Origin of the sequence: Pseudoalteromonas sp. APC 3691, assembly GCF_030408135.1 — a bacterium.
GTDB lineage: Bacteria > Pseudomonadota > Gammaproteobacteria > Enterobacterales > Alteromonadaceae > Pseudoalteromonas.
This window is the reverse complement of record NZ_JASDCB010000045.1, coordinates 1-26,960: the sequence shown is the minus strand read 5'-3', so window position 1 is coordinate 26,960 and position 26,960 is coordinate 1. Positions and strand designations below refer to the sequence as shown.

The 26,960-nt window shown below is 40.1% G+C and carries 25 protein-coding genes and 1 pseudogene; 8 read left to right on the top strand and 18 right to left on the bottom strand.

Translation table 11 applies throughout. The features are described 5' to 3' along the window. Positions 1–8: 8 nt before the first annotated feature. On the top strand, positions 9–554 hold the full coding sequence (rfbC, locus tag QL998_RS14120) for a dTDP-4-dehydrorhamnose 3,5-epimerase (protein WP_182197662.1): 546 nt from the start codon (positions 9–11) through the stop codon (positions 552–554). 248 nt (positions 555–802) lie between these two features. Here rfbC and QL998_RS14115 read toward each other — a convergent pair whose 3' ends face one another. The 7 genes from QL998_RS14115 to lptD all read right to left on the bottom strand — a co-directional run bounded on the left by QL998_RS14115 (position 803) and on the right by lptD (position 9,532). Next, positions 803–2,818 carry a methyl-accepting chemotaxis protein gene (locus QL998_RS14115; protein ID WP_165743715.1) on the bottom strand — a complete coding sequence of 672 codons (2,016 nt, stop codon included), beginning with the start codon at positions 2,816–2,818 and terminating at the stop codon, positions 803–805. Between the two features lie 137 nt (positions 2,819–2,955). Then, on the bottom strand, positions 2,956–3,774 hold the full coding sequence (locus QL998_RS14110) for a symmetrical bis(5'-nucleosyl)-tetraphosphatase (protein WP_182197659.1): 819 nt from the start codon (positions 3,772–3,774) through the stop codon (positions 2,956–2,958). Positions 3,775–3,782: 8 nt separating this feature from the next. Then, on the bottom strand, positions 3,783–4,172 hold the full coding sequence (gene apaG, locus QL998_RS14105) for a Co2+/Mg2+ efflux protein ApaG (RefSeq protein ID WP_290192915.1): 390 nt from the start codon (positions 4,170–4,172) through the stop codon (positions 3,783–3,785). Beyond that, positions 4,156–4,962: a 16S rRNA (adenine(1518)-N(6)/adenine(1519)-N(6))-dimethyltransferase RsmA gene (rsmA, locus tag QL998_RS14100; RefSeq protein WP_290192914.1), complete on the bottom strand. Its 807-nt coding sequence runs from the start codon at positions 4,960–4,962 to the stop codon at positions 4,156–4,158. Before rsmA ends, apaG begins: the two co-directional genes overlap by 17 nt. Further along, complete coding sequence (gene pdxA, locus QL998_RS14095; protein WP_290192913.1) at positions 4,959–5,951, bottom strand: 4-hydroxythreonine-4-phosphate dehydrogenase PdxA; 993 nt, start codon at positions 5,949–5,951, stop codon at positions 4,959–4,961. The genes rsmA and pdxA overlap by 4 nt, the downstream gene beginning before the upstream one ends. A 2-nt stretch (positions 5,952–5,953) precedes the next feature. Then, positions 5,954–7,249 (bottom strand): peptidylprolyl isomerase SurA, encoded by a 1,296-nt coding sequence (gene surA, locus QL998_RS14090; protein WP_002960833.1) that lies wholly within the window; start codon positions 7,247–7,249, stop codon positions 5,954–5,956. A gap of 30 nt (positions 7,250–7,279) precedes the next feature. After that, positions 7,280–9,532, bottom strand: coding sequence for an LPS assembly protein LptD (gene lptD / locus QL998_RS14085; protein ID WP_290192912.1), 2,253 nt, complete (start codon positions 9,530–9,532; stop codon positions 7,280–7,282). A gap of 100 nt (positions 9,533–9,632) precedes the next feature. On the opposite strand from lptD, the gene QL998_RS14080 reads away from it, so the two are divergent. Genes QL998_RS14080 through djlA form a run of 3 tightly spaced genes read left to right on the top strand, consistent with a single transcriptional unit; the run spans position 9,633 to position 12,185 of the window. Continuing rightward, complete coding sequence (locus QL998_RS14080; RefSeq protein WP_182197655.1) at positions 9,633–10,634, top strand: phosphotransferase; 1,002 nt, start codon at positions 9,633–9,635, stop codon at positions 10,632–10,634. Beyond that, complete coding sequence (murU, locus tag QL998_RS14075) at positions 10,631–11,287, top strand: N-acetylmuramate alpha-1-phosphate uridylyltransferase MurU (RefSeq protein WP_290192911.1); 657 nt, start codon at positions 10,631–10,633, stop codon at positions 11,285–11,287. The genes QL998_RS14080 and murU overlap by 4 nt, the downstream gene beginning before the upstream one ends. A 31-nt stretch (positions 11,288–11,318) precedes the next feature. Beyond that, a complete protein-coding gene (gene djlA / locus QL998_RS14070) occupies positions 11,319–12,185 on the top strand; it encodes a co-chaperone DjlA (protein WP_024600316.1) in 867 nt (288 codons plus the stop codon). Here djlA and QL998_RS14065 read toward each other — a convergent pair. The 3 genes from QL998_RS14065 to rsuA form a co-directional block, all read right to left on the bottom strand. Continuing rightward, on the bottom strand, positions 12,168–13,118 hold the full coding sequence (locus QL998_RS14065) for a DUF3530 family protein (protein WP_290192910.1): 951 nt from the start codon (positions 13,116–13,118) through the stop codon (positions 12,168–12,170). The two genes, djlA and QL998_RS14065, sit on opposite strands and share 18 nt — an antisense overlap. An 81-nt stretch (positions 13,119–13,199) precedes the next feature. After that, entirely contained in the window at positions 13,200–13,853 is a 654-nt protein-coding gene (rluA, locus tag QL998_RS14060; protein ID WP_290192909.1) for a bifunctional tRNA pseudouridine(32) synthase/23S rRNA pseudouridine(746) synthase RluA, read from the bottom strand. Between the two features lie 386 nt (positions 13,854–14,239). Continuing rightward, positions 14,240–14,938 (bottom strand): 16S rRNA pseudouridine(516) synthase RsuA, encoded by a 699-nt coding sequence (gene rsuA / locus QL998_RS14055; protein ID WP_182197047.1) that lies wholly within the window; start codon positions 14,936–14,938, stop codon positions 14,240–14,242. Positions 14,939–14,997: 59 nt separating this feature from the next. On the opposite strand from rsuA, the gene zapE reads away from it, so the two are divergent. Next, positions 14,998–16,107: a cell division protein ZapE gene (zapE, locus tag QL998_RS14050; protein ID WP_290192908.1), complete on the top strand. Its 1,110-nt coding sequence runs from the start codon at positions 14,998–15,000 to the stop codon at positions 16,105–16,107. Between the two features lie 438 nt (positions 16,108–16,545). Here the strand turns inward: zapE and QL998_RS14045 are convergent, their stop codons facing one another. Genes QL998_RS14045 through QL998_RS14020 form a run of 6 tightly spaced genes read right to left on the bottom strand, consistent with a single transcriptional unit; the run spans position 16,546 to position 21,530 of the window. Continuing rightward, entirely contained in the window at positions 16,546–17,973 is a 1,428-nt protein-coding gene (locus QL998_RS14045) for a tetratricopeptide repeat protein (protein ID WP_290192907.1), read from the bottom strand. A gap of 19 nt (positions 17,974–17,992) precedes the next feature. Beyond that, the gene (locus QL998_RS14040) at positions 17,993–18,649 is read right to left on the bottom strand and encodes an energy transducer TonB (protein ID WP_182197050.1); all 657 of its coding nucleotides are present in this window, start codon (positions 18,647–18,649) and stop codon (positions 17,993–17,995) included. Between the two features lies 1 nt (position 18,650). Next, positions 18,651–19,055 carry a biopolymer transporter ExbD gene (locus QL998_RS14035; RefSeq protein WP_010555259.1) on the bottom strand — a complete coding sequence of 135 codons (405 nt, stop codon included), beginning with the start codon at positions 19,053–19,055 and terminating at the stop codon, positions 18,651–18,653. Positions 19,056–19,059: 4 nt separating this feature from the next. Further along, a complete protein-coding gene (locus QL998_RS14030; RefSeq protein ID WP_002960812.1) occupies positions 19,060–19,440 on the bottom strand; it encodes a MotA/TolQ/ExbB proton channel family protein in 381 nt (126 codons plus the stop codon). Then, the gene (locus QL998_RS14025; RefSeq protein WP_290192906.1) at positions 19,433–20,758 is read right to left on the bottom strand and encodes a MotA/TolQ/ExbB proton channel family protein; all 1,326 of its coding nucleotides are present in this window, start codon (positions 20,756–20,758) and stop codon (positions 19,433–19,435) included. The genes QL998_RS14030 and QL998_RS14025 overlap by 8 nt, the downstream gene beginning before the upstream one ends. After that, complete coding sequence (locus QL998_RS14020) at positions 20,748–21,530, bottom strand: DUF3450 family protein (RefSeq protein ID WP_290192905.1); 783 nt, start codon at positions 21,528–21,530, stop codon at positions 20,748–20,750. The genes QL998_RS14025 and QL998_RS14020 overlap by 11 nt, the downstream gene beginning before the upstream one ends. A 217-nt stretch (positions 21,531–21,747) precedes the next feature. Here QL998_RS14020 and QL998_RS14015 point away from each other — a divergent pair, with 217 nt between their 5' ends. Further along, a complete protein-coding gene (locus QL998_RS14015; protein ID WP_138488523.1) occupies positions 21,748–23,928 on the top strand; it encodes a TonB-dependent siderophore receptor in 2,181 nt (726 codons plus the stop codon). An 89-nt stretch (positions 23,929–24,017) separates the two neighbouring features. Next, entirely contained in the window at positions 24,018–24,698 is a 681-nt protein-coding gene (locus QL998_RS14010) for a Fe2+-dependent dioxygenase (RefSeq protein WP_002960803.1), read from the top strand. A gap of 208 nt (positions 24,699–24,906) precedes the next feature. Here the strand turns inward: QL998_RS14010 and galE are convergent, their stop codons facing one another. Beyond that, complete coding sequence (gene galE / locus QL998_RS14005; protein WP_007585049.1) at positions 24,907–25,923, bottom strand: UDP-glucose 4-epimerase GalE; 1,017 nt, start codon at positions 25,921–25,923, stop codon at positions 24,907–24,909. Positions 25,924–26,198: 275 nt separating this feature from the next. On the opposite strand from galE, the gene QL998_RS14000 reads away from it, so the two are divergent. Beyond that, positions 26,199–26,690 carry a DUF3016 domain-containing protein gene (locus QL998_RS14000; protein ID WP_290192904.1) on the top strand — a complete coding sequence of 164 codons (492 nt, stop codon included), beginning with the start codon at positions 26,199–26,201 and terminating at the stop codon, positions 26,688–26,690. Positions 26,691–26,727: 37 nt separating this feature from the next. On the opposite strand, the pseudogene QL998_RS13995 reads toward QL998_RS14000, so the two are convergent. Continuing rightward, positions 26,728–26,960 (bottom strand): annotated as a pseudogene (locus QL998_RS13995) (IS4 family transposase); the annotation flags it as partial.

The window sequence follows — 26,960 nt, the reverse complement described above, 5'->3', positions numbered from 1 at the left end:
TAAGTAAGATGAATGTAATTGATACAAAAATTCCGGATGTAAAAATCATTGAGCCAGCTGTATTTGGCGATGAACGTGGTTTTTTTATGGAAACATGGAACCAGCAAAAGTTTGAAGAACTGGTTGCTAAAAAGCCAACACAGTTTGTACAAGACAATCATTCAAAATCAAAGCAAGGTATTTTACGTGGTTTGCATTTTCAAACACAAAACACACAAGGTAAACTTGTACGCGTAGTGTCGGGTGAAGTTTTCGATGTTGCAGTAGATATACGAAAAAATTCTCCAACGCTTGGACAATGGGTTGGTGTGTATTTATCAGCTCAAAACAAGCGCCAGCTTTGGGTGCCTGAAGGATTTGCACATGGTTTTTACGTAACCAGTGAAGAAGCTGAATTTGTTTATAAATGCACTGATTACTATAACCCAAATGCAGAAGTAAGTATTAGTTGGGATGATGCGGATTTAAAGATAGATTGGCCATTAAATGTGGGGCCACACCTTTCGAGTAAAGATGTAAATGGTATTACTTTTACTAAAGCGCCTAAATTATAGCAATTGATATATAAGTAACGTGAGCTCTGGATAATAAACCTATCTTAAGCAGCTATTTTTAGTGCTAACTACTTTGAATTTACTAAAAATATTTAACTAGAGAATGATAAGGTTAAATAGTTCAAAGACCTATTCTGATTGGTTTGACTATCAAAGTAGTTATTTTTGTTGCTGGTTTAGCTTTTAACTATAAATAAAACCCCGATGATACACCGTATCATCGGGGTTTTTTAATCGTTTTAATAAACCTAAACTTTAAATTCGTCTACCGACAAGCGAAGTTCTTCGGCAAGTTTTGCTACTTCTGAACTTGAGATATTAGTTTGGTTTGCGCCTTCGGCTGTTTGCTCTGCGATGGCTACAATCGACTCAAGGCGTTCGCTAATTTCTTGTGCTACTTGTTGTTGCTCAAGTGCGGCAGTCGAAATTTCTTCGCTTACGTCGTGTGCTTGCGAAACTGCAAATGTAATCGAATCAAGTGCGCTACTTGCTAGGTCGGTTTGTTCAACACACGATACCGCACGTTGCTTACCTTTGCTCATTGCCGTTACTGCAGCTTCAGCGCCTGTTTGTAGCGACTCAATCATTGATTGTATCTCTTGGGTGGACTCTTGAGTTTTACTCGCTAGAGAGCGCACTTCGTCAGCTACAACAGCAAAGCCTCGGCCGTATTCACCAGCTCGCGCAGCTTCAATTGCGGCATTTAGTGCAAGTAGGTTAGTTTGATCCGCTATTCCGCGTATTACATCTAATATGCTGCCAATTGATGCGCTATCTTGATGCAGTTTATTAATAACTTGTGAGGCGTCGTCTACTTCACGCGCTAGTTGTTCAATCGTTGCTTTATTGTTATTCGAAATACCTTTAACGCGTTCAGCTTCTTTATCAGCATTTTTAATTTCGCTAAGTGCCTGTTGAGCGCTGTTACTAACTGTTTGCGATGTACTGCTCATTTCGGTTGTTGCCGTTGCGGCTTGTTCAACTTGTGCTTGCTGGTTACGAATTGCTTGGCTTGATTCTGAGGTAATGGCTGATGTTTGCTCTGATGCTGCTGCAAGCTGAGTAGAGCGCGAAATAATACCTTTAATTAGGCTACGTAGGCTGTCAATTAGTGTATTACAACTTTTAGATAGTTCGCCAAACTCGTCTTGAGCGCTGTCGTCTAAACGTTGTGTCATGTCGCCACTGGCAACAATATCTAAAATGCGATTAACTTCGGCAAGTGGTTTAGTAATGCGGCTAACAGTAATAATGGCAATCACAATTGCTAAAAGAGTGGCTATAACCATGCCAACCCACGTCCATAAATTAGCTGAGTCTACATCGCTGCGCACACCTTGTTGCAATTTAAACGCAACGTCACTCGCTTGATTAACTAGCTCGTCAATTTGGTTAAGTGCCATTTTGGTGGCTTGCTCTGACTGCGCAAGCTCTGATTGCGTAAGCGTAATTGAATCAATTAAACGTTTTTTGTTTGCCGCTAAGCTGTTACTGCCCTTTATGTTATTTTCTAAAACATCAACATATTCTTTTAGGCTTGAATATAAGTCGCTATGCGTTTGCTCTATTGCTGGCTTAATTAAATCAACGGTGCGTACTACTTCTTCAAGGTAATACGTTTGCTCGTTCTTAACAATATCGAGAGTGTTAAGCGTTTTAACAGTTAGCATGTCGGTGCTGTTACTAACTACCGACATAAAGTTGTTTTCTAAATTATTTGCAGCTTGATAAGCGCGAGGGTGGTTTTGTTCAAATCCGTCAATGTCGATAATGTCGAGTACAACAGAGTTAGCATCTTCTGCACTTAGTTCTATGTTTTCTAATTGTGCTTTTAATGCTTTATTTAATGCTAGTTGTTTGCCTTTATCTGCTAATAAATTTTCAACGGTGCTTAAAAAGCTTAAATAGGTTTTTTCTACGTTTTGGCTGCTTTGATTAAGTGCAGCATCGTTTTTTACTACGTCTTGAAGCTCACGGTGCAGCGTGTTGAATTGCTGTTTTTGCTCAAAGACCTGTGCTTTTATTGGTGCAAGCTCATTGGCTGATGTAGTGTAAAAGCTCGCTTGTGCGGCTTTACTCATTAAAATAAATTCGGCTTGTAGCTCAGAGCTTTTATTTAATGCTGGGAGTGATAGTTGGTTCACTTTTTGAGTGGAACGGTCAATATTTGCAATTTTTATTAAGGAATTACCACCAATTATTAATAATAATAGTGTGATAAATATAAAACCACCCCAAATACGCTGGCTTACTGTCAGGTTCATAAGATTTCCACTCAAAAAGTACTTCAATTAAGACTTATCGGCGTTTGTACCAATAAGTTAAGTAATTAAAATCAATTACTTTAATTAATTTTAACTATTAATTGATAAATCTAACAGATGTATTGTTTTTTTTCAGTTTATTTAGACGAAAGGTGGGAATTTTCTACAATTACTTTTTTAGTACTCAGCTCCATTAGGCTCATGGTGTTACCCCATACGCAGCCTGTATCTAGGGCGTGAACCCGTGAATTACCTGTTCTACCTTCAAGTGCGGCCCAGTGGCCAAAAATAATATCGTGTTTAGATTTAGCTATATTGGGGTGGTTAAACCAAGGAGTGAGAGTTTCGCTGTCGGTTATTGCACCCTTTGCATTAAGCTCGAGTGTGTTATCACTTGTTAAAAAACGCATGCGGGTAAAGTAATTAACTATGTATCTAAACTTTGCAAAGTCATCAAGGGTATTCGACCACTTAGCGGGGTGAGGCTGATACATGTGTTCAAAAAACGCTTTTGCGTTACTTGATTGATAACAGCTTTGTGCAAATTGGGCTTGTTTTAGCGCATCTTCAACAGACCAATCGGGATTTAACCCCGCGTGAGATATAAAGCAGTTATGTTTTATAAGCTCTAATGCCAATGGCTGGGTTTGTAAAAAAGCGATGTAGTTAGCCAATTTAGGGTTTTCAAATATTGAGTGTAATTTATCGTTTGGATTAGTGGGTTTGTTAAGAAAGTAGCAGGCAACCATGTGAAGGTCGTGATTGCCTAAAGTGATGGTCATGCTATTTTGATGTTGGTAAATATAGTCTAAGCAGGCTAGGGAGTCTGGCCCGCGAGCAACTATGTCGCCAACTAAATATAGGTGATCTTTACTTGGGTTAAAATCAACCCGTTGTAAAAGGGTGTTAAATTCACTAAAACACCCTTGTAAATCACCTATCGCATAATCTGCCATCTAAGTGCTTAATGCAAAATGTTAGGGCAAGCCAAACGAAACACATTAATAGGCGCCTGAAACTCAGAGCCAAACTCGTTGCGTAACGTGTAATGGCCTTGCATAGTGCCTACAGGTGTATCTAAAATTGCACCGCTGGTGTATTTATAGCTTTCGCCTGGGCCAATATCTGGCATTTCGCCAACAACGCCTTCGCCTTCAACTTCTACTTGTTTGCCATTTGCATCGGTAATTAACCAGTAACGGCTTAGTAATTTTGCACTACATAAACTATGGTTTTTAATCGTTACTGAGTAAGCAAATACGTATTTATCAAGCTCAGGTTGAGATTGACCTTCTACGTAAAATGTTTCTACAGACACCTTTACAGGCGATCCAATATTACTGCTTGTTGTCATAAATCCAGTTAGCTATATCAATAAATTGGTGTAAAGATAAGCGCTCAGCACGCAGCGTTATGTCAATGCCAATGCTAGTAAGCTCTTCTGCCGTTAGTAAATTACCTAAACTATTACGCAGTGTTTTACGGCGTTGGTTAAAGGCTTCTAAACACACTGTGTTTAAAATTTTAACGCTTTTTGCTGTACGTTGCTCTGGCTTTTTAGGTATTAAGCGTATAACCGCAGAGTCAACTTTTGGCGCTGGTTTAAAGCACTCAGGTGGTACTTCAACAACCGGCATTGCATTACAGTAGTATTGAGTCATTACGCTTAAGCGGCCAAATGTTTTACTACCTGGGCCTGCTACCATGCGTTTTACTACTTCTTTTTGAAGCATAAAATGCATGTGCTCAATATGATCTGAAAATTCAAAAAGGTGAAACAATAACGGGGTTGAAATATTGTAAGGTAAGTTACCAAACACTTTTAATTTTTTGTCATCGCGAACCAAGCTTGCAAAGTCAAACGTCATTGCATCGCCTTGGTTAACGGTTAATTTAGGACCCAAAAATGGATGTTCAATTAATCGTTGTGCTAAATCTTTATCTAATTCAACAACCGTTAAATGGCCGCTTAAGTCGGCTACTGGCTCAGTAATTGCGCCAAGGCCGGGGCCAATTTCTACTAAGTTGTCTTCTGGTTTAGGATCAATCGCAGAGACTATTTTATCGATGATAGATTCATCAAATAAAAAGTTTTGCCCAAAACGCTTACGAGCGCGGTGTCCTAAATGTACTTTATCGGTCATTGATTTTGTGCTTTTTCTTGGGCGAGCTTAATTGCTTCGCGGATCGCTAATTCAAAACTGCCAACGTCAGCTGTACCAGTCCCTGCTAAATCGAGTGCAGTACCGTGGTCAACTGATGTGCGGATAAATGGTAAGCCAAGGGTAATATTTACCGATTTACCAAATCCCTTGTATTTTAGCACAGGTAATCCCTGATCGTGATACATAGCAAGCACTGCATCTGCTTCAGATAGGTATTTATCTTGAAATAAGGTATCGGCCGGTAGTGGGCCAATTAAATTCATACCTTCGCTTCTAAGTATCTCAAGCGTTGGTGTGATTGTTTCTATTTCTTCACGGCCTAAATGGCCATCTTCACCGGCATGCGGATTTAAGCCACACACTAAAATACGTGGTTTTTCTATACCAAACTTAGTTTGTAAGTCGTGATTTAAAATACCCGCTACTTTAGTTAAGCGCTCTGGTGTAATGGCACGCGATACATACGCAAGTGGAATATGCGTGGTTACAAGTGCAACGCGTAAGCCCTCTGTTGCAAGCATCATAACGACATCAGCAGTATTTGACTGCTGCGCAAAATACTCAGTGTGCCCGCTAAATGAAATGCCCGCTTTGTTAATAATGCCTTTGTGAACAGGGCCCGTAACAACCGCATCGAACGTGCCATCCATGTTTTTTTCGCTTGCTATACGCAAGGTATCTAACACGTATTGGCCGTTACCGTCGTTTAGTACGCCAAGCTCTACATCCGCACCTAAATCAACCTGATGAATATACAAACTGCCCGCAGGTGCTGCTATGGCGGGGGCATTATCATCAAATTCAATTAAATTTATTGTTAAGCCTAAATGCTTTGCACGCTCTTTTAATAGTTTGCCATCAGCAATCGCTATAAGTTGAGCGTCCCACGCTTGCTGAGCAAGCGTGAGTAGCAAATCTGGGCCAATACCGGCTGGTTCACCCGGTGTAATAGCAATTCTTAGAGTCATATTTATTGGTCTATAGGGAAAATTTCAACGTGAGCTTGCTCGCGCATTTCTTGCTGCCAGTTAAAACTTTCTTCCTTAAATTTACGGTTAAACAACATACCGTGAGCACGGTTACGTTTAGCTAGTTCAGTTTTATCAGCTACACGTTTGCCAAGTAACTGCACAATATGCCAACCAAACTGTGTTCTAAACGGTTCGCTTATTTCATTTTCTTTAAGAGAAAGTAATGTATCTTTAAACGCAGGTACGTAGGTAGTTGGATCTGTCCAATCGTACTCGCCACCTTTAAGTGCAGAGCCAGGATCTTCTGAGTACTCTTTAGCAAGTTCACCAAAGTCGGCTGTTCCTGCACGTAAGTCTTTTGCAAAGCCTGCAAGCATTGAGCGTGCTTTTTCTTCACTTAAAATAATTGAAGGTTTAATAAGTATATGGCGTGAACGTACTTCAGTTGTTTCTACAACTTGTAGACCACGAACGTCTTGTACTTTTATGATATGAAAACCAGCACCAGAGCGAAGTGGGCCAACAATAGCGCCTTTCTTTTGCCCTTTTACTGCTTCAGCAAAAAGCGATGGCATTTCGTTAATGCCCATGTAACCAAGTTGTCCACCTTCAAGTGCTTTAGAGCCGCTTGATGATGAAATAGCAATACGCTTAAACTCTTGGCCATCGTTTAATAGCTCAATAACCTTATCTGCACGTGTTTTTGCATCAGCAATTTCGTCAGCTGTCGCATCGTTAGGGATATCTATTAAAATATGACCAATGTCGTACTCTTCAGCACTTTGACCTTGGGTTTCCATAATTTTTAAAAGGTTATCAACTTCTTGTTCGCTAATATAAATACGACGATCAACGCTTGCACGTGTTACTTGCTGCGTTGTGATTTCTTTACGAATTTCTTCACGGTAAGCTTGAAAGCTTTCGCCCGAACCTTCAATAGTGCGGCGTAAGTCGGCGATTGTTCCGCCTTGCTCTTTTGCCATGTTAGCGAGAGTTTGATCGAGTTGGCTGTCTGAGATTTGTAACCCCATACGCTCAGCCATTTGCATCATAAGCGCTTGATTAACTAAACGCTCTACAGCTTGTACACGAAGTGTTTCATCTTTTGGTAATTGCTGGCCTTGTTCTTGTGCTTGCTTTTTAACACGATCAATTATGGTGTCTACTTCGCTTTTTAAAATTACGCCTTGGTTTACAACGCCAATAACTTTATCTATTTCTACTGGTGCAGCCATTACACTTTGACAAAGGCTGGCACTTAAAACTGCTGATGTTAATAATTTTTTTAAATTCATATTCTTTTTACTACTCTTGCTGATAGTACTCTAGTTACTAAGAAAATACGGTCTACGATAGCCAAAAATACCTTGTTGTAATAATTTTTGTGCATCATAACGGCTTTTACTGCCAAGTCCTTTTAATACAAAATTCAAACTAATACCTGAATCAAAAGTTGCTTGTTCTTGTCCTATTGACTGATTTAAATCAGTTTCAATTTGGCGATGGCCAGTAATTTGGATAGCCCAACAGCATGATTCATACTGTAATCCGCTCAATACTTCGATACTTCTGTTGTTTTCAAGATCTCGATGATAGCTCGCAATAAATTGCCATTCGTCGCTAATAGGAATACTTGTAAATACACCTGCTTGCTCGATTGTATTTCCTGAGACATCATTTGCATAGCGATGGTTCAATTGTACTAGCTGATTATTATCACCTTTATAATCTAGCGTTACATTTGACTGTACCATTTGCTTGCCATCTGTATCATATTGAATACCTCCAGCGAGGTACCAACGGCGGTGCCAATGTAACATGGTTTGAGCTGCAAATAGTGCATTATAATTAGTGTCTGAGTTTAAGCCTTGCTCTGTTGGCTTGGCATCGTCACTTAAATAAAATATTTGGCCCGCACTAAAGTTAAACACTTCTTCTTGTTTTTTATCAAATAAGCGCGTTGTAGCACCTAAAGTAAACTGATTAGCAGCTGCTATACGGTCAACACCCGAAAAGCGCACGTCTCTAAATAAACCATAATAATCATCTTGCAGTTTGGTTGTATCAAACAAGCCAATATCTGACTGCTCTTTATTAGGTGTATATAAATACTGAATTTGCGGTTCTAGTGTTTGTATACCATCTTCAAAAAAGTAAGATGCGTCACGCTCAAAATTAAGCTGAGAGTACAAACGTACTTTTGGGATAGTACGCGATACAGTATCGCTGTATTGCGTGCCGGTTAAGTTTCCGCTTTGCTTATAATTAGTTTGTAATAAGCTTACTTCAGACAAAAATGACCACGCATGCGTAGCGTAGTTGTAGCGTGCTTTTGGCTCTACGTGTACACGAGTTGCGCTGTCTATGGCCACTTCTGATGAATCATTAGTAAAATGGCTAATCTCGCCCGACACACTAAAGTCAAAATTATCAAAACGCCAAGGCGCTGTTTGCGTAAAATTAACTTGTGGTATTGCAGTGTATGACTCTAAGTGATCGCCGAGTACTTCAAAGTTTTGCACTTTAATATCAGTGCGCCATGTATCACCTAAATGGGTCAGTGAACCAGTACGATACAATTGAGTATCGGTTTTACTTGCGTAGTTTGAAGTTAAGTCGGTGATGTAATTATCATCGCTCACATTGGTTACATCAACGTTTGCGCGCCAGTTTTCACCTAGGTAGCTTTGCTGTTGCCAATGAAACATGTAGCGTTCATTCAAATCAGGCTCAGAATCATCACTATCTAAGTATTCAATCCCTACTAAGCCTTCGTGTTGCTCTGTTAGGTATCTAAACTCTGTCTGTAATTGCAGCCCTTTGTTAGACATATAACGAGGCGTAATTGTGGCATCAAAATTAGGTGCAATATTTAAATAATAAGGCGTAATTGTTTCAAGGCCGTATTTGTCAGAACTTGAAATAGTCGGGGTAAGTAAGCCCGATTTACGGCGTTCATCTAGCGGGAATGTAAAATAAGGTAAATATAAAACCGGTGTATCTAAAATACGCAATACGGCGTTATATGTTTCGCCCCAGCCTTCTTCGCGTGAAAGGTTTATTTCGTCAGCTTCAATTTCCCATGCTGGGGTGTCACTTGGGCAAGCAGTAAAGCTTGCATTCATGAGTAATAGGCCAGACTGATTAACAGTGAGCTTTTCAGCGCCGCCTTTACCTTGTTGTTCGGTTAGGCTGTAGTCGGCGCCTAACAAACTGACTTCTGAATTATTTAAATCGGCATTTAATCCGGTGCTGTTAACTTTGCTTACGTAGTCTTGATAAGTGATTGGCCCCGTTGCATTTAATAAACCACGCTGTTTGTCTATCAACGCAGTTTGTGCGGACAAACTCATCTTAAGGGTGTTAATATCAACATTGCCGGTAAATTCAGCGCTTTGAGTGCCAAGTAGCTCAACATCATCAGCTTGAATATCAACTTCACCAAGGTTAAGGCCTTCAAGTGGTTGCCAAGCTCTGGTTTGCATTGAAATGCCACAAAGGTTGTGTGCCAGTTCAGTTTCGGCAAGCGATGGTGCGCTAACTACGCTTAGCATCAATATGCCCCAGGTTTTGCTCATTTATCGACCTTAATACTTTGTGTTTAATATAATATACACATAATAAAGGAAAATAATGGCAATTACAGTAATTGACCTATAAAAATAGATATCTAATAAAATGACACGCTTTGAGAATTTACAACAATTTATAAACACACACCTTAATGCCAAGTCGCATACTTTAAACGCGATCACGGGGGATGCTAGCTTTCGCCGTTATTATCGTTTAAATCACGATAATAAACATTTAATAGTGATGGACTCAGATCCAAAAAAAGTGAATAACGAACCTTACATTTCGCTAAACCAGGTGTTTGTTGAGCAAGGTTTTTTACTTCCCACTATTATTGCAAGCGATGAAAAACAGGGCTTTTTTATCCTCAGTGATTTAGGCAGTACGCACTTAGCTGACATGCTTGATGATGCAAATCGCACCGAGCATTACCAAGCATTAATTAGTTTAAGTGCTCAGTGGGCAAAAACGCCCACAGCTTCTGCTATGCAAGCGTATAACGAAGATTTTATAAAGCTAGAGCTTGATATATTTAGCCAGTGGTTAGTAAGCGACTTTATTAATGAGTCACTCAGTGCCGAACAAAAAATAATGTGGCAAACAAGTTCAGAGCTATTAATAAAGGCGATGCTTGAGCAACCAACGGTTACCGTTCATCGTGATTACCATAGCCGTAATATTATGAATAGTAACGGCCAGTGGGCAATTATAGATTATCAAGATGCTGTACGCGGGCCGCTTTGCTACGATTTAGTATCGCTGCTGCGCGATTGCTACTTTAAATTGCCAGAGCAAGAATTAACAAGTTTGCTTGATTTTGCTTATCAAGAGTTTACAGCTCAAAATTTAATGGCTAACACTTCATTCGATGAGTTTAAATATTGGTTTGATTTAACCGGATTACAGCGCCACTTAAAGGCTGCGGGTATATTTTGTCGATTGTATTTACGCGATGGTAAAACAGGTTATTTAGATAATATTTTACCGACGCTTGATTACATTATTGAAGTGGCAGCAATTTATCCAGAGCTTAAAGCATTGAGTGAGTGGACAAAAAATACCATAGTGCCAAAAGTGACTGAAAAGTTGGCAAAGGAGCGCTCATGAAAGCGATGATTTTAGCTGCAGGGCGCGGGCAAAGAATGATGCCGCTAACGCAAAATATGCCAAAGCCAATGTTAAAAGTGGCAGAAAAACCACTTATTGAGCACCATATAAATAACCTTAAAGCAGCCGGCATTACCGATATTGTAATAAACCTTGCGTGGCAGGGTGATAAAATAAAAGACTACTTTAAAGATGGCAGTCAATTGGGCGTAAATATACTTTATAGCCAAGAAGTTGAAGGTGGCCTTGAAACTGCCGGCGGTATTATTGAAGCGTTACCGTTGTTGGGCGACTCGTTCATTGTAATAAATGGCGATGTATACACCGACTATGATGTAAGTGCGCTAATGCAACTTCATTTGCAACCCGGTGAGGCGCACATAGTGCTTATAGAAAACCCGCCACACAATCCAGATGGCGACTTTGCGTTGAGCCATTTGTCGCCTGATAGTCAAAAATATACATTTTCGGGGATTGGCCGCTATCAGGCTGATTTTTTTAAAGGATTAACGCAAGGTATTCGCCCCCTAGGGCCTATTTTACGTGAAAAGCTAAATGAACATTTAGTCTCTACTGAGCTCTATATAGGGCAGTGGGATGATATTGGTACACCAGAGCGTTTAAACCAATTAAACAAGCGCCTTGAGGCGTAACAACTCAATTTTTAAGAAGGCAGTATTATAGATGTGGGGAAAAATTCTCGGTTTTTGTTTTGGCTTTATGTTTGGCAAAATATTTGGTGCCATTTTAGGTTTATACCTAGGTCATTTATTTGATAAAAGCTTAAAAAATAACTTTGATAAAGCAGGTGGTTTTTCTAGCTTATTTAGTGGTGACGACGTAAATGAGCGCCAAGCTTTATTCTTTTCAAGCTGCTTTGCTGTTATGGGGCATATTGCGAAGTCGAATGGTCGTGTTAGCGAAGTACATATAAAAGCGGCTAACTTGTTTATGGATGAAATGGGCTTAAAAGGTGAAGAACGCCGCGAAGCACAACATGCATTTCAGTCAGGTAAAGAGAGCGACTTTTCACTTAAAGAAACAGTACACGATTTTAAAGAACGCTTTGCTAAACGAAACGATCTAATACAGTTGTTTTTAGAAATACAAATTCAAATGGCATTTTCTGATGGGGTATTAGCCGAACAAGAAAAGCAGCTATTAGCAGAAGTAAGTAAACAGTTAGGTATTTCTAAAACACGTTTTGCATTTGTATTAAAGCGCTACCAAGCAGAGTTTAACTTTAGAAAGCAACAGCAGCAATTTAATCAGCAGCAACAAAACCAAGGTCAAAGTAGTAGTTACCGTGAAGGTTCTGGGCACCATGTACCGCCAAATAATAACATGAACCGTGCGCAAGCATTGGCGTTATTAGGTTTAAATAGCGATGCAACGCAGCGTGATATAAAAGTAGCGTATCGTAAACTTATGTCGCAACACCACCCTGATAAGTTAGTGTCGCAAGGCCTACCAAAACACATGATGGAACTGGCTGTTAAAAAGAGCCAAGATATTCAAGCTGCTTATGAGTATTTAAAAAAGTCGGCGTAAAAAACCGTCTATTTCTTTTGTTAGGCGTGCGTGTTGATCGGGTTGATCGCGCAGGCCAAACAACTGGCGTTGGCGGTAATCAAATTTTGCATTTCGGTTAACCCATCGCTGACGATTTTTAAGGCTCATTAAAATGTCTGTGCTGTCATTTGCGTAGTAAATATCAAGCAAGGCGGGTGCAACAAGTGATGCTGTTTGGCTCAAGCTTTCGTTACGCTTGGTATTAGGTAGATAACTGCTTAAACTTATAAACGCATCCAGTCTCTCATCTGGAAAATCTGCATAGTACTCCAACAACACACCCGCACTCGTGCCTTGTGCTATAACCACTATATTACTCGAATCTTCCATAGCGGTTTGATACAGCGCATTAAAACGAGAGATGAGATTTATTTTATAGTTATCAAGTATGTCGTCAGTTACTTTTTCAATTGCATTAACGTAATGAGGTTCTTCTTTTACTTTTGCAGGCTGCGATTGGGCGTTTGCTGTTGTGTCGGATGATGCAGGTTCCTCGGCTTTACTAGGCGCAGCTTCGGTTTCGCTGGGCGTTGTTTTTGCCATTTTACTAGTTTGCCAATCAATGTCGGGCACTGTCATTGCGTAGGTGCTGTAACCTAAATTATTAAGCTCTTTACGCAAGTAACTCATGCCTGAGTTATTGGTAGGTGAAGAGTGCCAATCGGGTATAAGTAATACTACTCCTCTAAAATCAGCGCTCATATATTCGCTATAAAGACTTAAAAATTCTGTTTCGCCCGCTAATATTGGTTTTACTTCATCGCTTGGAAGAAGTCGTTCAATGTCGCTCTTTTCAATACTTGATAGGCTAGGTGGGACAATATATTCCGCCGCGTTGATAGGGTTAGCTAAAAGTAGCGCACAGCTGAGCTGTATATAAAAAGCGCCTTTTAAAAACCGTGAAAATAGCATAACGCACCTAACTAATGACAATTAGTTAGGTATCGGCAAGGTTATCTAAAAGTTTAATAATTTACGAAGTATTTGCGCCGGTTAAAATTCTGGCTCAGCTTCAAAAGTAAGTACTTGCTCAGTTTTAGGGTGCTTTAATTGCAGCATTTTAGCATGTAACTGTAAGCGAGGAGCGGCAGCAAGTGCCTCTTTGTGGGCGTAAAGCCTGTCACCTAAAATAGGATGACCCAGGCTTAACATATGCACACGTAGTTGATGCGAGCGACCAGTGATGGGGGTTAGTTCTACACGGGTTGCATCTTCTTCACGCTCAAGTATTTTAAAATGCGTAAGTGAAGGTTTACCTCTGTCGTGATCAACCATTTGTTTAGGGCGATTAGGCCAATCACAAATAAGGGGTAAATCTACTGATCCTGTTTCAGCTTCAAGATGTCCGAATATACGTGCTATGTAACGTTTAGCTGTTTCGCGCTCTTGAAACTGCATACTTAAATGTCTGTGCGCTGCTTTATTCATGGCAAGGCACAGTATGCCAGAAGTCGCCATATCTAAGCGGTGCACTATTCGTGCTGTTGGAAAAACACGATTAACGCGATTAATTAAGCTGTCGGCATGTTTAGGATCTTTACCTGGAACAGTTAATAACTCACTTGGCTTATTAACTATAAGTAAGTCGTCATCCTGAAAAAGTATTGTTAAATACGGACTCATAGGGGGATTGTAGTTAACTAACACGGCCGACCTTAGTGATTTTGAAGGGCGCTATTTTAGTAGAGCAAGCCAACAGGCTCAAGTAAAAGTTTGGCTATATTGTTTTAGTTAGGGCGTGTTGAACGTTGGTGGTTGAATTTGCAGTAGTATGTTTGGTTTTTAGGCAAGGCAGAGCCTATGTAGTGTGGTTATTCCCCATAATTAGGCGATAACGCAGCATAAATGCCAAACATGCTCTGCCCTTTGGGTTCTTTCTAGGGGCGATTAACTCTTTGTTGCTCGATTTTTACTTAGCCCACTAGGTTACAAACCTCGCGCCGCGATTAAATCGCCCCTAGATTGAACAAATTTCAATCCACAAAGTTCAACACGCCCTAGTATATCCAAACTTAGGCTCCTTTAAAGCGCTTTTATAGTTTGATTTCTTGAGTTGTTAATAGTCGATATTCACCGCTAGCCAAGTTTTCATCTAGGGTAATTCCCGCAATCTGCTCGCGATGTAGCTCAACTACTTTGTTGTCTACCGCGTAAAGCATACGCTTAACTTGATGATACTTTCCTTCACTTATTGATAAACGCAGGCCGTAATTAGCAAGTCTCTCTGCTATAGCTGGGCGAGTTAAATCTTTTTCGTTATGCAGCATGACACCTGTTCGTAATTGCTCAAGTGCTTCATCGGTAATAGGCTCTTGAGTTTCGACTAGGTAGGTTTTAAATTTATTGCTTTTAGGTGACGTGATTTTATGTGACCAATCGCCATCATTAGTAATAATAACTAACCCTGTGGTGTCTATATCAAGGCGGCCTGCCACGTGAAAGTCACTCATATTTGGCTCATCAAGTAAGTCAAAAACAGTTTTATGTAGCTCGTCACTGTTAGCGCATACATAGCCAACAGGTTTATTTAGCATGTAATAGCGTTTACCTAAAAATACCAAAGGCGTACCTTGGTGCAGTACTTCATCTTGCTGGGCTAACTGAAAATTATGTGATGTGATTACTTCGCCATTAACGCTTACTTCTTTTCGCTTTATACTAGCGCGGGCTTGCGTGCGCGGTATTTCAGCTAAGTGGCTAATAAATTTATCTAAGCGGCAAGGGAATTTCATTTTGGTTCACATTTTTAGTCGGCTACAATGGGCGCGATTATAGCCGATAGTGAAATACCATGACAGTGCACAGCACACAAATTTTAAGCCTTTACCAAGCAAAAATAGACACAGGTGAACTGTGTTTTGATGCTGCGCAGCAAAATGCAGTGGAAGCTTTAAATACGCTAAGCGAGCAACTTCAAGCTCACACATCATGGTGGCAAAAAGCGCCCTTAATAAAAGGTGTTTATTTATACGGACCCGTAGGACGCGGTAAATCCATGTTAATGGATTTATTTTATAAAAACCTACCAATTGAACAAAAGCAGCGGCTGCATTTTCATCATTTTATAGCACAAGTACATGCCCAACTTTCGCAGCTACAAGGTCAAAAAAATCCATTAATTTTGATTGCAAAACAGTGGGCTAAAAACATCCGCATACTGTGTTTTGACGAGTTTTTTGTGAGCGACATTGGCGATGCTATGGTTATGGCGAGATTGTTCAATGCGTTGTTTGAACAAGGTGTTGTGCTGGTGGCCACATCGAACGCAAAGCCAGAGCAGCTTTATTACAACGGCCTGCAACGTGCGCGATTTTTACCTACTATCGATTTAATTAATAGTTACTGCCATATCATTAACGTGGCAGGGGAGGACGATCACCGCTTTAGATATGGTAAAAACAGTCGTCACTATTTTATTAATTTATCAAATCACGATTTTGAAAATAAGTTTTTAGCTTCGTATCCGGCTGTAACATGCAGCAATACAATTACTGTGCATGGCCGCGATTTACCTTATTTATTAAGAGCCGATAATGCCTTGATGATTGATTTTATGGCGCTATGTTCAGGCCCACGTAGTGCTAACGATTATATGTTTTTAGCAACGCAATTTGATGTGTTATATGTATCGAACGTGCCGCAAATGGGTGTTAATGCAACGGGTAAAGTTATTGTTCACGGTATAGAAGATAGCTACCAGCGCGAAAAACAAACGCTTGATGAGCACACCTTTGACGACGAAGCACGGCGCTTTATTGCATTAGTAGATGAGTTTTACGATTGCCATAAATTGCTGGTGATAAATGCTCAAACCGACATTGAACATTTGTATAAAGGTAAAAAACTGAGCTTTGAATATGCGCGCACGCAATCGCGCATAGTCGAAATGCAAAATTGGTAACGCTTTAATATATATTGTAGACGAGTTTGCTCACGTTGAAGCGTGAGCTTCTTTTTAGCCTCTTTGTGAATAAATCACTTAAAAACTTATTGCACAAAGAGAAGTAAATGAGAAGACATTAAAACATAGAAATTACGAGCTTTGCTCGTCACGCCAGCAAGCTGTGCGTCTTGTATCTCTCATTGATAAATGATTAGCTATCATTTATCACATCGAAGTCAGTGAGCTTGCCTGTGCGTCAAGTCAGTTTAACCACGGCGTCAAATTTTACCGGTAGACGTAGAGCTTGCTCACGTGAGAAGCGTAGCTTCTAATTATTAAGCCATTTTAAAAACTGCGTTTTTACACGCCAGCAAGCTGCGCGGCTACAAGTCAGTTTAACCAAGGAGTTAAACTTAATCTGGAGACGCCTGGCTTGCTCGCGTAAAATTTATAAACTTATCCTTCTTGGCGCACTATATTCTCAAGGGCGCGAATATTAGTAATTAAGTCTTGGCGCTCCGGGTTTGCTTGTAATGCTTTTCTAAGATGCTTTAGCGCACTCGGGTATTCTTTAGAATCAATCGCTATTTGCGATAACCCAAGCCATGCCGATAGTTGATAATCAGGTAGGGCTTGTGCACGAACATACATAAGTTTAGCTTGGGTAAGCTGATTTTTACTGCGATAAATACTCGCTAAACTAAGTAGGGCATCACCTAAATTCGGGTTTATTTTAAGTGCGTTATTTAAGCTTTTAAGAGCGCGCGTAGTATTACCTTGCTGCATAGCAAGTTGTGCACTGTATACAGAAAATTGAGCTTGGTCATCACGGGGTAGCTGCTTAGTTAATCTTTTTGCGCTGCCTATTAGCTCTTTAGCTAAATCCCATTTTTGCTCCGATACAAGCCAAGCTAGCGTTTGCATCGTGGTATTAATAACCTCAATTTGCTGTTTTTTATTTGCGTGTGTTAAACCTTGCTTTAATAAACTAACAGCGCGTTCAGTGCTGCCTTCGCTTAAATGCAACTGGGCAGCTAAAAGCTGGTTGCTGGTATCTTTAGGGTTGAGTTTTAAGGCCACTTCAATAGCAGCAAGCGCCTGCTTTTTGTGATCAAGCTGTAATGCTATTTGTGCACGTTGTAGCCAAAGTTCAGCATTATTAGGGGTTTTATTAAGTAATTCTTTTAATAATGCATTTGCCTGACTTAAGTCACCCGATTCAATTAGCGCAAACAATAGCCCTTGTTGATATTGGCTTGTTTCTGGCGCTAGCATAAGCGCTTGGCGGTACGCCGCTACTGCGCTCCAAGGTTGGCTATGCTGCACATGTATATAAGCAAGTTGCGCATAACTTTGTGCATCAGCTTGGCCAAGTTCAATACTGTGAACTAGGTGCGTTTGCGCCTTGTCATACTTTGCTTGTTGCATGTATAAAAGGCTCAAACCTTGATGTGCTTTTACTAAATCAGGTGAAGCTTTTAAACACGCTAGGTAAGCTAGTTCAGCGTTATTAAAGTCTTTTGTTGAAAGCAAAACCTGTGCACGTAATAAGTTTAAAGCAGTGCTATCTTGGCTTATATCACGGCCTTTAAATAGCGCCGCAACTTCACTGTAATTACCGGCTTGTAATAGTGGTTGTACTTGGCGAGCAAAACCGCGCTCGGTCGGCTCAATAAGAACCTCTGTGGGGCCTAGTAATTTATTATTTATAGCCAACTGCCATGTTGGATCGCTAGGCGATAAAGTTACTTTTAGTGGCGCACTTTTTAATGGTGTACTCACGGCGCTTGCATGCACGCTACTTACACCTAATAAAGGGAGTGAGCACATTAAAGTAGTGATAACTGCGCGAGTTAATGGTTTTAGCGTTTTAATTACGTTCATGTTTTTCATTTTAATAGGCTTAAGGTTTAAATTCGATTGGCCAAATAAAGCGAGCGCGTACGGTTTCACCTTCTTTTTTAGGTGCACTAAAGCGGCTTTGTTTAATAATTTTGTCGATAGCTGGTTTAAGTTCAGGGTATGGATTTTGTACTACCTCAATTAAACTTAACTTGCCACTTTCATCAATAAATACATCGAGTTTTACAGTAAATACATCAACACCTCGACGGGTTAAGCTTTTTGGTAAAACGGCCTTAACAGGAGTGAGCAAAGTTGGGAGACCATCGAGTTGATTTAAGCTAAATGCATCCCAATTTACACTCATTGATTGCCATTGTGGCGCGTTTACTTTTACGATGGGTGTATCGGGTTTTACAATAGTTAAATTGCTGGTGATCTTAATTTTTACGGCTTGAATAGTCGCGCCTGCACCCTCTACCGCTAAGCTCTGCATTGGCTCACTTGTTTGCTGTTGCGATATTGATGGTGGAGGTGGTGGTGGCAGTGCCACCATAGCAATCTCACGTACAACGACTTTGTCTTTTATATGATGCTCTGCAAGTTGCCCAAGCCATAAAAGTAGTAATGCAGCGCTAAGTACAATTAAGCTAAGGCCAAATGCAAAAAGTGGATGGCGATTGTTTTTTGTTTTTTGAGGCGAGTTAATCGTGTGCATATTATTGCTTGGTCGCTAAGTTAACTTGCGCCGCGCCTGCCAGCTTTGCTTCGTCAATTACTTGAACAAGTAACTCAGTAGGTACTGTTTTATCAGCTTGAATAACTACAGGGCGTTGTTGCTGCTTTAACATTTGCTCGACACTACTACGCACGCCAGCAACACCAATTTGGCTACCATCAAAAAATACTTGTTGAGAGTCGGTTATTGCTAAAAATATAACTTGCTGCTCAAGACGGCTGGCCGATACGGCTTGTGGTTTATCAACTTCAACGCCGCTTTCGCGTACAAATACGGTTGTAACAATAAAAAATATTAGCAATATAAATACCACATCAAGTAGCGGCGACATATCGATATGTTGCCCCGCTTCTTGCTCTAGCTTGTGCTTTAATCGTGATTGCATAGTGTTACCCTAACTGTTTACTTAACGTATGTAATTTAGGATTACGCTGCGAATACGCTAAGTAAGCTTGCATTAACCACGCAGGAATAGCGCACACAAGGCCCAATTGAGTTGTTAGTAATGCATCACCAATGGCGTCACTCATTAACTCGTTATGGCCCAGCGCCATTACTTTAAATGTATCAAGCAAACCAACAATGGTGCCTAATAAACCAAGTAGCGGAAGCGCTGCTGTTAAAATAGAGCTAACTTCTTGCCAATAACCTTTGCGCTGCGCTTGGTATTGTTTAAGGTGCAGTAAGTCATGAAAAATCAGCTGGTATACAAATAAAGCGAGTAAAAGAATACACCAGCATATAGGGTTACTAACGATTTTTTCAAACATTGTTTTCTCCTTTTTCTAGTTGGCTTAGCTGTAATGCAAAGCCTTCTAGTTGGCTGTAGTACGCTTTTGCTTTACGCGATAACAGTGCATTTAATACCAGAGCTGGTATAGCAACGACTAAACCTAATTCAGTTGTTATAAGTGCTTGTGCAATACCGCCCGATACCACTTCTGGGTCGCCTGAGCCAAACAAGGTCATCATTTTAAATGTTTCGATCATGCCGCTAACAGTGCCTAATAAGCCCAGTAATGGAGCTACTGCGGCCGTAACGGCAATAGCGCCAATAAAGTTGTCGAGTTTATGCTTATCATGAATTAACTGGTTAAATAATTGATCGTCTCGTACTTGGCCTTTTTCGCTTTGCAGCGTTAAGTTAAATAACTGCTGCTGCATGCCTGTAAATTCACTGCTATTTTCAGCTTTAAAAAATTGCTGTAATTGCATTTGAGAGTGCATTTTAATTTTACTTAAACGCAGTAGTTGTGCGGCTTTTAATAGCGCAATAGTTAGTGCAAAGCAGGCAAATAAAATAATAGGGATGGCCCATAAGCCGCCTTTTTCTAAGTGTTCAAGCGGACTTTCTTGTTGGGCTTGGCTAGTTACTAAGTGCGTTAAACTAGGATCAAAAGTAAGTAATGTTGAGCCTGCACCATTTTGATTTAAAGTATTATCGAGTGGGTTATCGTTACTTGTTGATTGCACTAACGCTACTTTTAATGCACTAGATTCATCATCCAAATTTAATAAGCCCATAAGTTTAGGTGTTTGCGTACTAAACCATGCAACAGGCCCTACTTGAAGAGTACTAGCTTGGCTTAATTCGCCATTACTGAGCACAATCGATTGCTTATTAAAGTGTGGGTAAAGTGCCTGTTCTTGATTATTAATTTGCGATATAACGCGGTTTAATAACTCGTTTTGATTATTAGTCGACTCGTTACTGCTAGCACTGTTGCTGGTATTTTGGCGCACAAAACGGCTAAGTAAGTTTAATTGATATTGCTGCTGCTGTTGCCAAGTGTCTAATCGGGTTTGTAACTGATCAAGGCTTAACGTATTTTCGTCAGCTAGACGGCGATTAACGGCTGCTTGCGTGCGCAATTTACTGAGCGATTGCTGCTTGGTAAAAATTTGCTTTGCAAGGGTAGCTTGCTCTTTTGAAATACTATTTTGAGTTTTATTTAGAGTACGTTGCGCTGTTTTAATATCACTTAAAATACTTTGTTTAGCATCATCACTGCTAGCTGCAAAAGAAATATTTGCACTAAAAAGTAACACTGTGGCGCTAAATGCTGCAATTATGCTGTTAGTAGCCATTATTTAGCCCCTTGCTGGTTTTATTTACATAACTTAATATTGGGAGTGTTACCCAATCAGCAGCGTGCTTTTTTTGCTGTACAGCAATACCCAGTGCAACTTGCTCAGCATTAATGCTTGGGTCAAATTCCCACTGCCAACCTAAGTCACTTGGAAAACCAATACCTACGTAACTTAAATCTTCACTTACAAACCATGCTTGAGCTGCACCTAAGTAAAGCTGCTTTACCCACACTTCTTGCCCGTCAGGGTGTTTAATAGCCATTTCGTGAATTGAAATACGTTGTTGAAAATCATTAAGTAGGGTCAGCATTTTTAGCGCTGTTTGTAATTTGTCAGTTGTACTGAGTTGTGAGTCGCTTAAATCACCGGCGTTTTTCCAACTACTTAAAAGTGGCGGGGGGGGTTGCACTTGTAATGAAAGTAATTGCCCAGAAATACGTGCTAGTTGATCATTTAATTGCTGTTGATCATTTTCAAGTTTTGATTGCTGAGTTACAAGTTGTTCGCGTTTTTGGGCAAGCTCACTGGTGCTTTTTTTTCTTCGCTGATTAAGCTCGCTAAGTTGCTGCTGCTCAGCATTTAGAAGCGTTAAGGTTTGCTCCATACTGCTTTTTTGTTCAAGCCAATGAGTATTTAATTCTGTGTTTTGATTTTCTATTTGTAGCCATTTATTAACGAGTTGTTCTAGCTCACTAACAGTGTCGGCTTTTACTGCCATAGTGCTACAAAGCGCGATAACTACGCTAATTGGTTTAATTAAGCTTCGCATTACTTAACAACAATCCTGAAAGTTACGACAAGCAATTACAAGGACGTAATTACTGTTAATTTTTGAGTGTGTATACAATATAGGAATTCACATAACAATGCAATTGATAACAGTTATCGTTTACATTGAGTTGTTTGAGTGGTAGGATTTCGCCGAAATTAAATATGTACCTTAAATTAACAATAGTTAAGTGCTTAATAAAAACTACGGAGTAACCATGAGTAAGCCATCGAATAAAGGAAATGCGTACGTGAAGCCAATTGCAGCGGTTGTTACAGCTACGCTTTCAACTTGGGCAAGTGCACAGGATGTTCAAGAACTATCGGTAACCAAAGCAGAAACTAAAACTGAGTCTAGTTATGTTGTAGAAAAATCAACGTCGCATAAATACACTCAACCGCTACTCGATACAGCTAAAACGGTAACAGTAATCAACCAAGCGGTAATGAAAGACAGAAACGTAGATAGCCTACGTGATGCTTTGCGTAATGTTTCAGGTATTTCTTTAGCAGCAGGTGAGGGTGGCTCACCTACTGGCGATAGCATGTCGATTCGTGGTTTTAGTGCAACAAATGATATTTTTGTTGATGGTATTCGCGATGTTGCAGGTTACACACGTGATATTTACAACATTGAAGCCGTTGAAGTTGCAAAAGGCCCAGGCTCTGCAGTTTCTGGTCGTGGCGCAACAGGTGGTAGTGTTAATTTAGAAAGTAAAAAGGCGAAGTTAGACAACTTTAACGACGTTTCTCTACGTTTAGGTACAGAAAACGATTACCGTGGTCGTTTTGATACTAACATTCAAGTAAACGACACAAGCGCACTACGTATTAATCTTCTTACTGATAAAGGTGATGTTGCAGGTCGCGATCATGTTGAAAACGAAACAAATGCTGTTGCGTTTGCATTTGCAACAGGGCTTGGTACAAACAGCCGTTTTGATTTAAACCTAGAGTATCAACGCCAAGACAATTTACCAGATTATGGTATTCCTTGGGTTTACAGTGATACGCCTGTAGCTGAACTTGCAGATAGTGCACGCTCACCTTCTCCTGTCGACTTTGATAACTTTTACGGTAATATTTACCGTGATTACGAAGATATTGAAGCTTACTCAACAACAGCTCGTTATGAGTATGATTTTTCTCAAAATACTACGTTACGTGTGCAAGGTCGCTTAGGTAAAGTTAAGCGTGAGTCAGTAACAACTGCACCGCGTTATTTCTCGGTTACAACAGACACTGACATTACCTTTGCAGATGAAAAAACACGTGATACTGAAAATTCACTTGCTGCACTTCAAGTTGATTTAATTGGTAACTATGAATTTGCTGGCTTTACTCACGACGTAGTAGTGGGTGTTGAACTTGCAAATGAAACGTTTACACGCCATAACTTTGTTGCAACTACGCCTGATAACCTGATTGAAGATGGAATACGCAATGACTTATACAACCCTGACGCAACAATTGCATTTACGGGTGTGTACGGCCGTGACGGTACAAGCATTGAAGCTAAAGCTAAAAACCAAGCTATTTATGCATTTGATACAGTGACGCTTAACAAGCAGTGGGAAGTTACAGGTGGAATTCGCTTTGATAGCTTCACTACGGATTATCACAACGATTACAATGATCCAAGCGCTTTAATTTCTACAAGTGACGATTTATTTAGCTGGAATGCAGCTGTAGTTTATAAACCTACAGAAAATGGCAGTGTGTATTTAGGCGCAGGTAATTCATTTAATCCATCGGCGGAAAGCCTAACGGTATCTACGCGTTCAAATGCAGCTGATTTAGACGCAGAAGAAAGCCGTAGTTATGAATTAGGAACTAAATGGAGCCTAATGGATGGCCGCCTGCAAACTAATGCTGCACTTTTCCGTACTGAAAAAACCAATGCCCGTACTGATGACCCATTTGCAGATAGCTCAAGTGACGAAATACTTGGTGGTGAACAGCGCGTTCAAGGTTTAGAGCTTTCAGCAACGGGCCTAATTACTAAAGAGTGGACTGTAATTGCTTCATACACTTACCAAGATAGCGAAGTAACAGAAGCATTAGGCGACGACGCAACTCAAATTGGTAACGAGCTTGCGCGTACGCCTAAAAATAGCGCAAGTGTTTGGACTACGTACGATATGTCGGATAAGTTATCGTTTGGTTTAGGTGCGCAGTATGTAGGTGAGCGTTACAACGGCACTACGTCAACACGCTCTCGTGCGCCAGGTTATACTATTTTTGACCTGATGGTTGCGTATGACATATCAAAAGATTTGAGCCTGCAGCTTAATGGTGAAAACCTAGGTGATAAAGATTACGTTGATCAGTTAGGTGGTGGACACTTTGTACCAGGTGATGGTCGTAAGTTTAGTTTAACAGCGAGCTACTCTTTTTAATTTTAAAACAAATTAAAAAATAAAAGTAAGCATAAGGGCAGGCCTATTACCTGCCCTTAATTATTTGATGAAAATGTGAGAGGGCGCACATGATAGTTAAAATTCCAGAGCTATTAACGAAAGAAGAAGTGGCGTATTGCCATGAGGTTTTGCTTAAAGCGCAGTGGGCCGATGGCAGTATTACCGCAGGTCATCAATCAACCAAAGCAAAAAATAACTTACAGCTACCTGAAAATAGTCCTGAATGCCAAGAGCTTGGCGATATTATTATGGCAGCACTTGCGCGTAGTAATTTGTTTATGTCCGCTGCGCTTCCTGCAAAAATTTTTCCTCCGTTATTTAATTGCTATCAAGGCGGGCAATCGTTTGGTGTGCATGTAGATAATGCAATTAGACAAGTGCCGGGTACGCCAGTAAAAATTCGTACAGATGTATCAATGACGTTATTTATTAATGACCCTGAAGACTATGAGGGTGGTGAGCTTGTTATTGAAGACACTTATGGCTCACATAGCGTAAAGCTCCCAGCAGGCAGTATGGTGTTGTACCCTTCAACGAGTTTACATCGTGTAATGCCTGTAACGAGTGGGCGCAGATTAGCCTCATTTTTTTGGCTGCAAAGCATGGTAAACAGCGACGAAAAACGTGGTTTGTTATTTGATTTAGATATGTCGATTCAAAGTTTGCGCAGCAAAGTAGAAGATAGCCCAGAGATTATTCAATTAACAGGTGTGTACCATAACTTACTAAGACAGTGGGCACAGACATAACGAATATACTCGTTATTAAATACTGGATATAAGTATTTAAATATAAGTATTTAAATATAAGTAATTAAAAGCTGCGCTTTTCGCGTGAGCAAGCTCAACGCCTACAGTCAAAACTTAACGCTGTGGTTAAATTACCTGTAGACGCGCAGCTTGCTGGCGTAACGAGCGAAGCTCGTAATTTCTATATTTGCTCACTTGCCGTTTTTGCTTAACCTTTATAACCGTTAGGGTTATTTGACTGCCAGCGCCAGGTATCTTGCATCATTTCATCAATACCGCGCACTGCTTCCCAGCCAAGTTCATTAAGTGCTTTTTCTGGCGCTGCATAACACGCTGCAATATCACCAGGGCGGCGAGGTGAAACCTGATAGGGTACAGCCTGATCGCTTGCTTTAATAAATGCATTAACCATTTGTAGTACAGAGTAACCATTACCAGTACCTAGGTTATAAACTAATGCACCCGTACTGCTGGCAATTTTATCAAGCGCTTTTAAATGGCCAATCGCTAAATCTACAACATGTATATAGTCGCGCACACCAGTGCCATCAACTGTGTCGTAGTCATCTCCAAATACAGCGAGTTGCTTTAATTTACCTACCGCTACTTGTGCGATAAACGGTAAAAGATTGTTTGGAATACCATTAGGATCTTCACCAATTAAGCCCGACTCATGTGCACCCACTGGGTTAAAGTAACGCAAAATAGCAAACGCAAAGCGCTCATCTGATTTAGCGATATCTTGTAGCATCATCTCAACCATCAGCTTAGATGTGCCGTAAGGGTTAGTAGTACCGCCTACAGGGAAATCTTCTTTAATTGGTAAGCTAGCAGGGTCGCCGTATACCGTAGCTGACGAGCTAAATACTAATTTAAATACACCTGCGTCGCGCATTGCATCAACAAGCGTAAGCGTACCTTGTACATTGTTTTGATAGTACTCAATGGGCTTTGCAACCGACTCGCCTACTGATTTTAAGCCCGCAAAATGTATAACACTATCAACCGTGTGTTTTGCAAATACTGAATCTAAAAAGAATTTATCGAGAATATCGCCTTGGTAAAAAGTGGCCTCTTTGCCTGTAATATTCTTTACGCGCGCAAGTGATTCTTGTGATGAGTTACTTAAATTATCAATAACAACAACATCGTTACCTTGCTGTAAAAGTTCTAAAACAGTGTGCGAGCCAATATAGCCAGCGCCACCGGTTACTAAAATAGTCATGAAAGCTCCGTGGGTACCTTTTATCAATTGAGTTAATTTCACCATAAATAGAGGTGATTTACATGCTTTATCTGTAATTTATATGATTTTAATCGTATTTTTTTGATATCAGCACATAAAATATTTTTGATTACATTTTGTGCAAAACAAGTAACACTTGATTCGTAAGATTAAGTTATAGTTAATAAACAAGTGCTAAAATAGCTCTAGTAATAGCTATTTTAGGTTTACTCCAATCCACACTTTTGTGATTGGTTACCTCTTTGGAGAAAGATATGAATTTAGTTAAAAAAATAGCAACAACAATGTGTATCGCATTACCTGCGCTTGCCCATGCTGGTGAGTCTGTTGTTAAATGGAATGACTTTAATGATTATCGTGATGTGCGAGCGTCTAACCAAGCTAAGGGCTCGTATCACAAAAGTATTGCGGCAAGTTTTGAAAAACATATGTCTAAATTAGCTGAGCAACTACCAAAAGATTATAAGTTAAACGTAGAGTTTACTGATTTAGATTTAGCGGGAGATGTGCGTTATGGTGGTATGGAGGAAATTCGTGTAGTAAAACCAATATACTTTCCACGCATTAAGCTTAATTATTCGTTAACCGATAACGACGGTACCGTGCTTAGTAAAGATACTGATGTGGAGCTCAAAGATATGGGCTTTATGGATAAAGTTAAAATGGGCCGCGACGAATCACTATATTACGAAAAACGCTTATTAACAGAATGGTTTGGTGAGCAAATATTACCAAGTTTAGATTAACTTAAAATAAAAATGCCGCTAAATAGCTGTCTCTTGATCACAAGTCTGACTCAAGAGATTTTGCTAAATCGTAGCCTTCCAGGATGGCTTGTAACTTAAGCCATCCTTGCCATAACACTTTCACAGATGCACGCCCTGTGCGCTTGGTATCTTTCCAGCCTCCTAACTTTGCCAGTTCCTGATACGCCCATGACATATTTGGAGCAGTTTCAGGCAATGGTGTTTTTATTCTCTTTAACCATAATAACTTCCATGCTTTGGGAGATAACA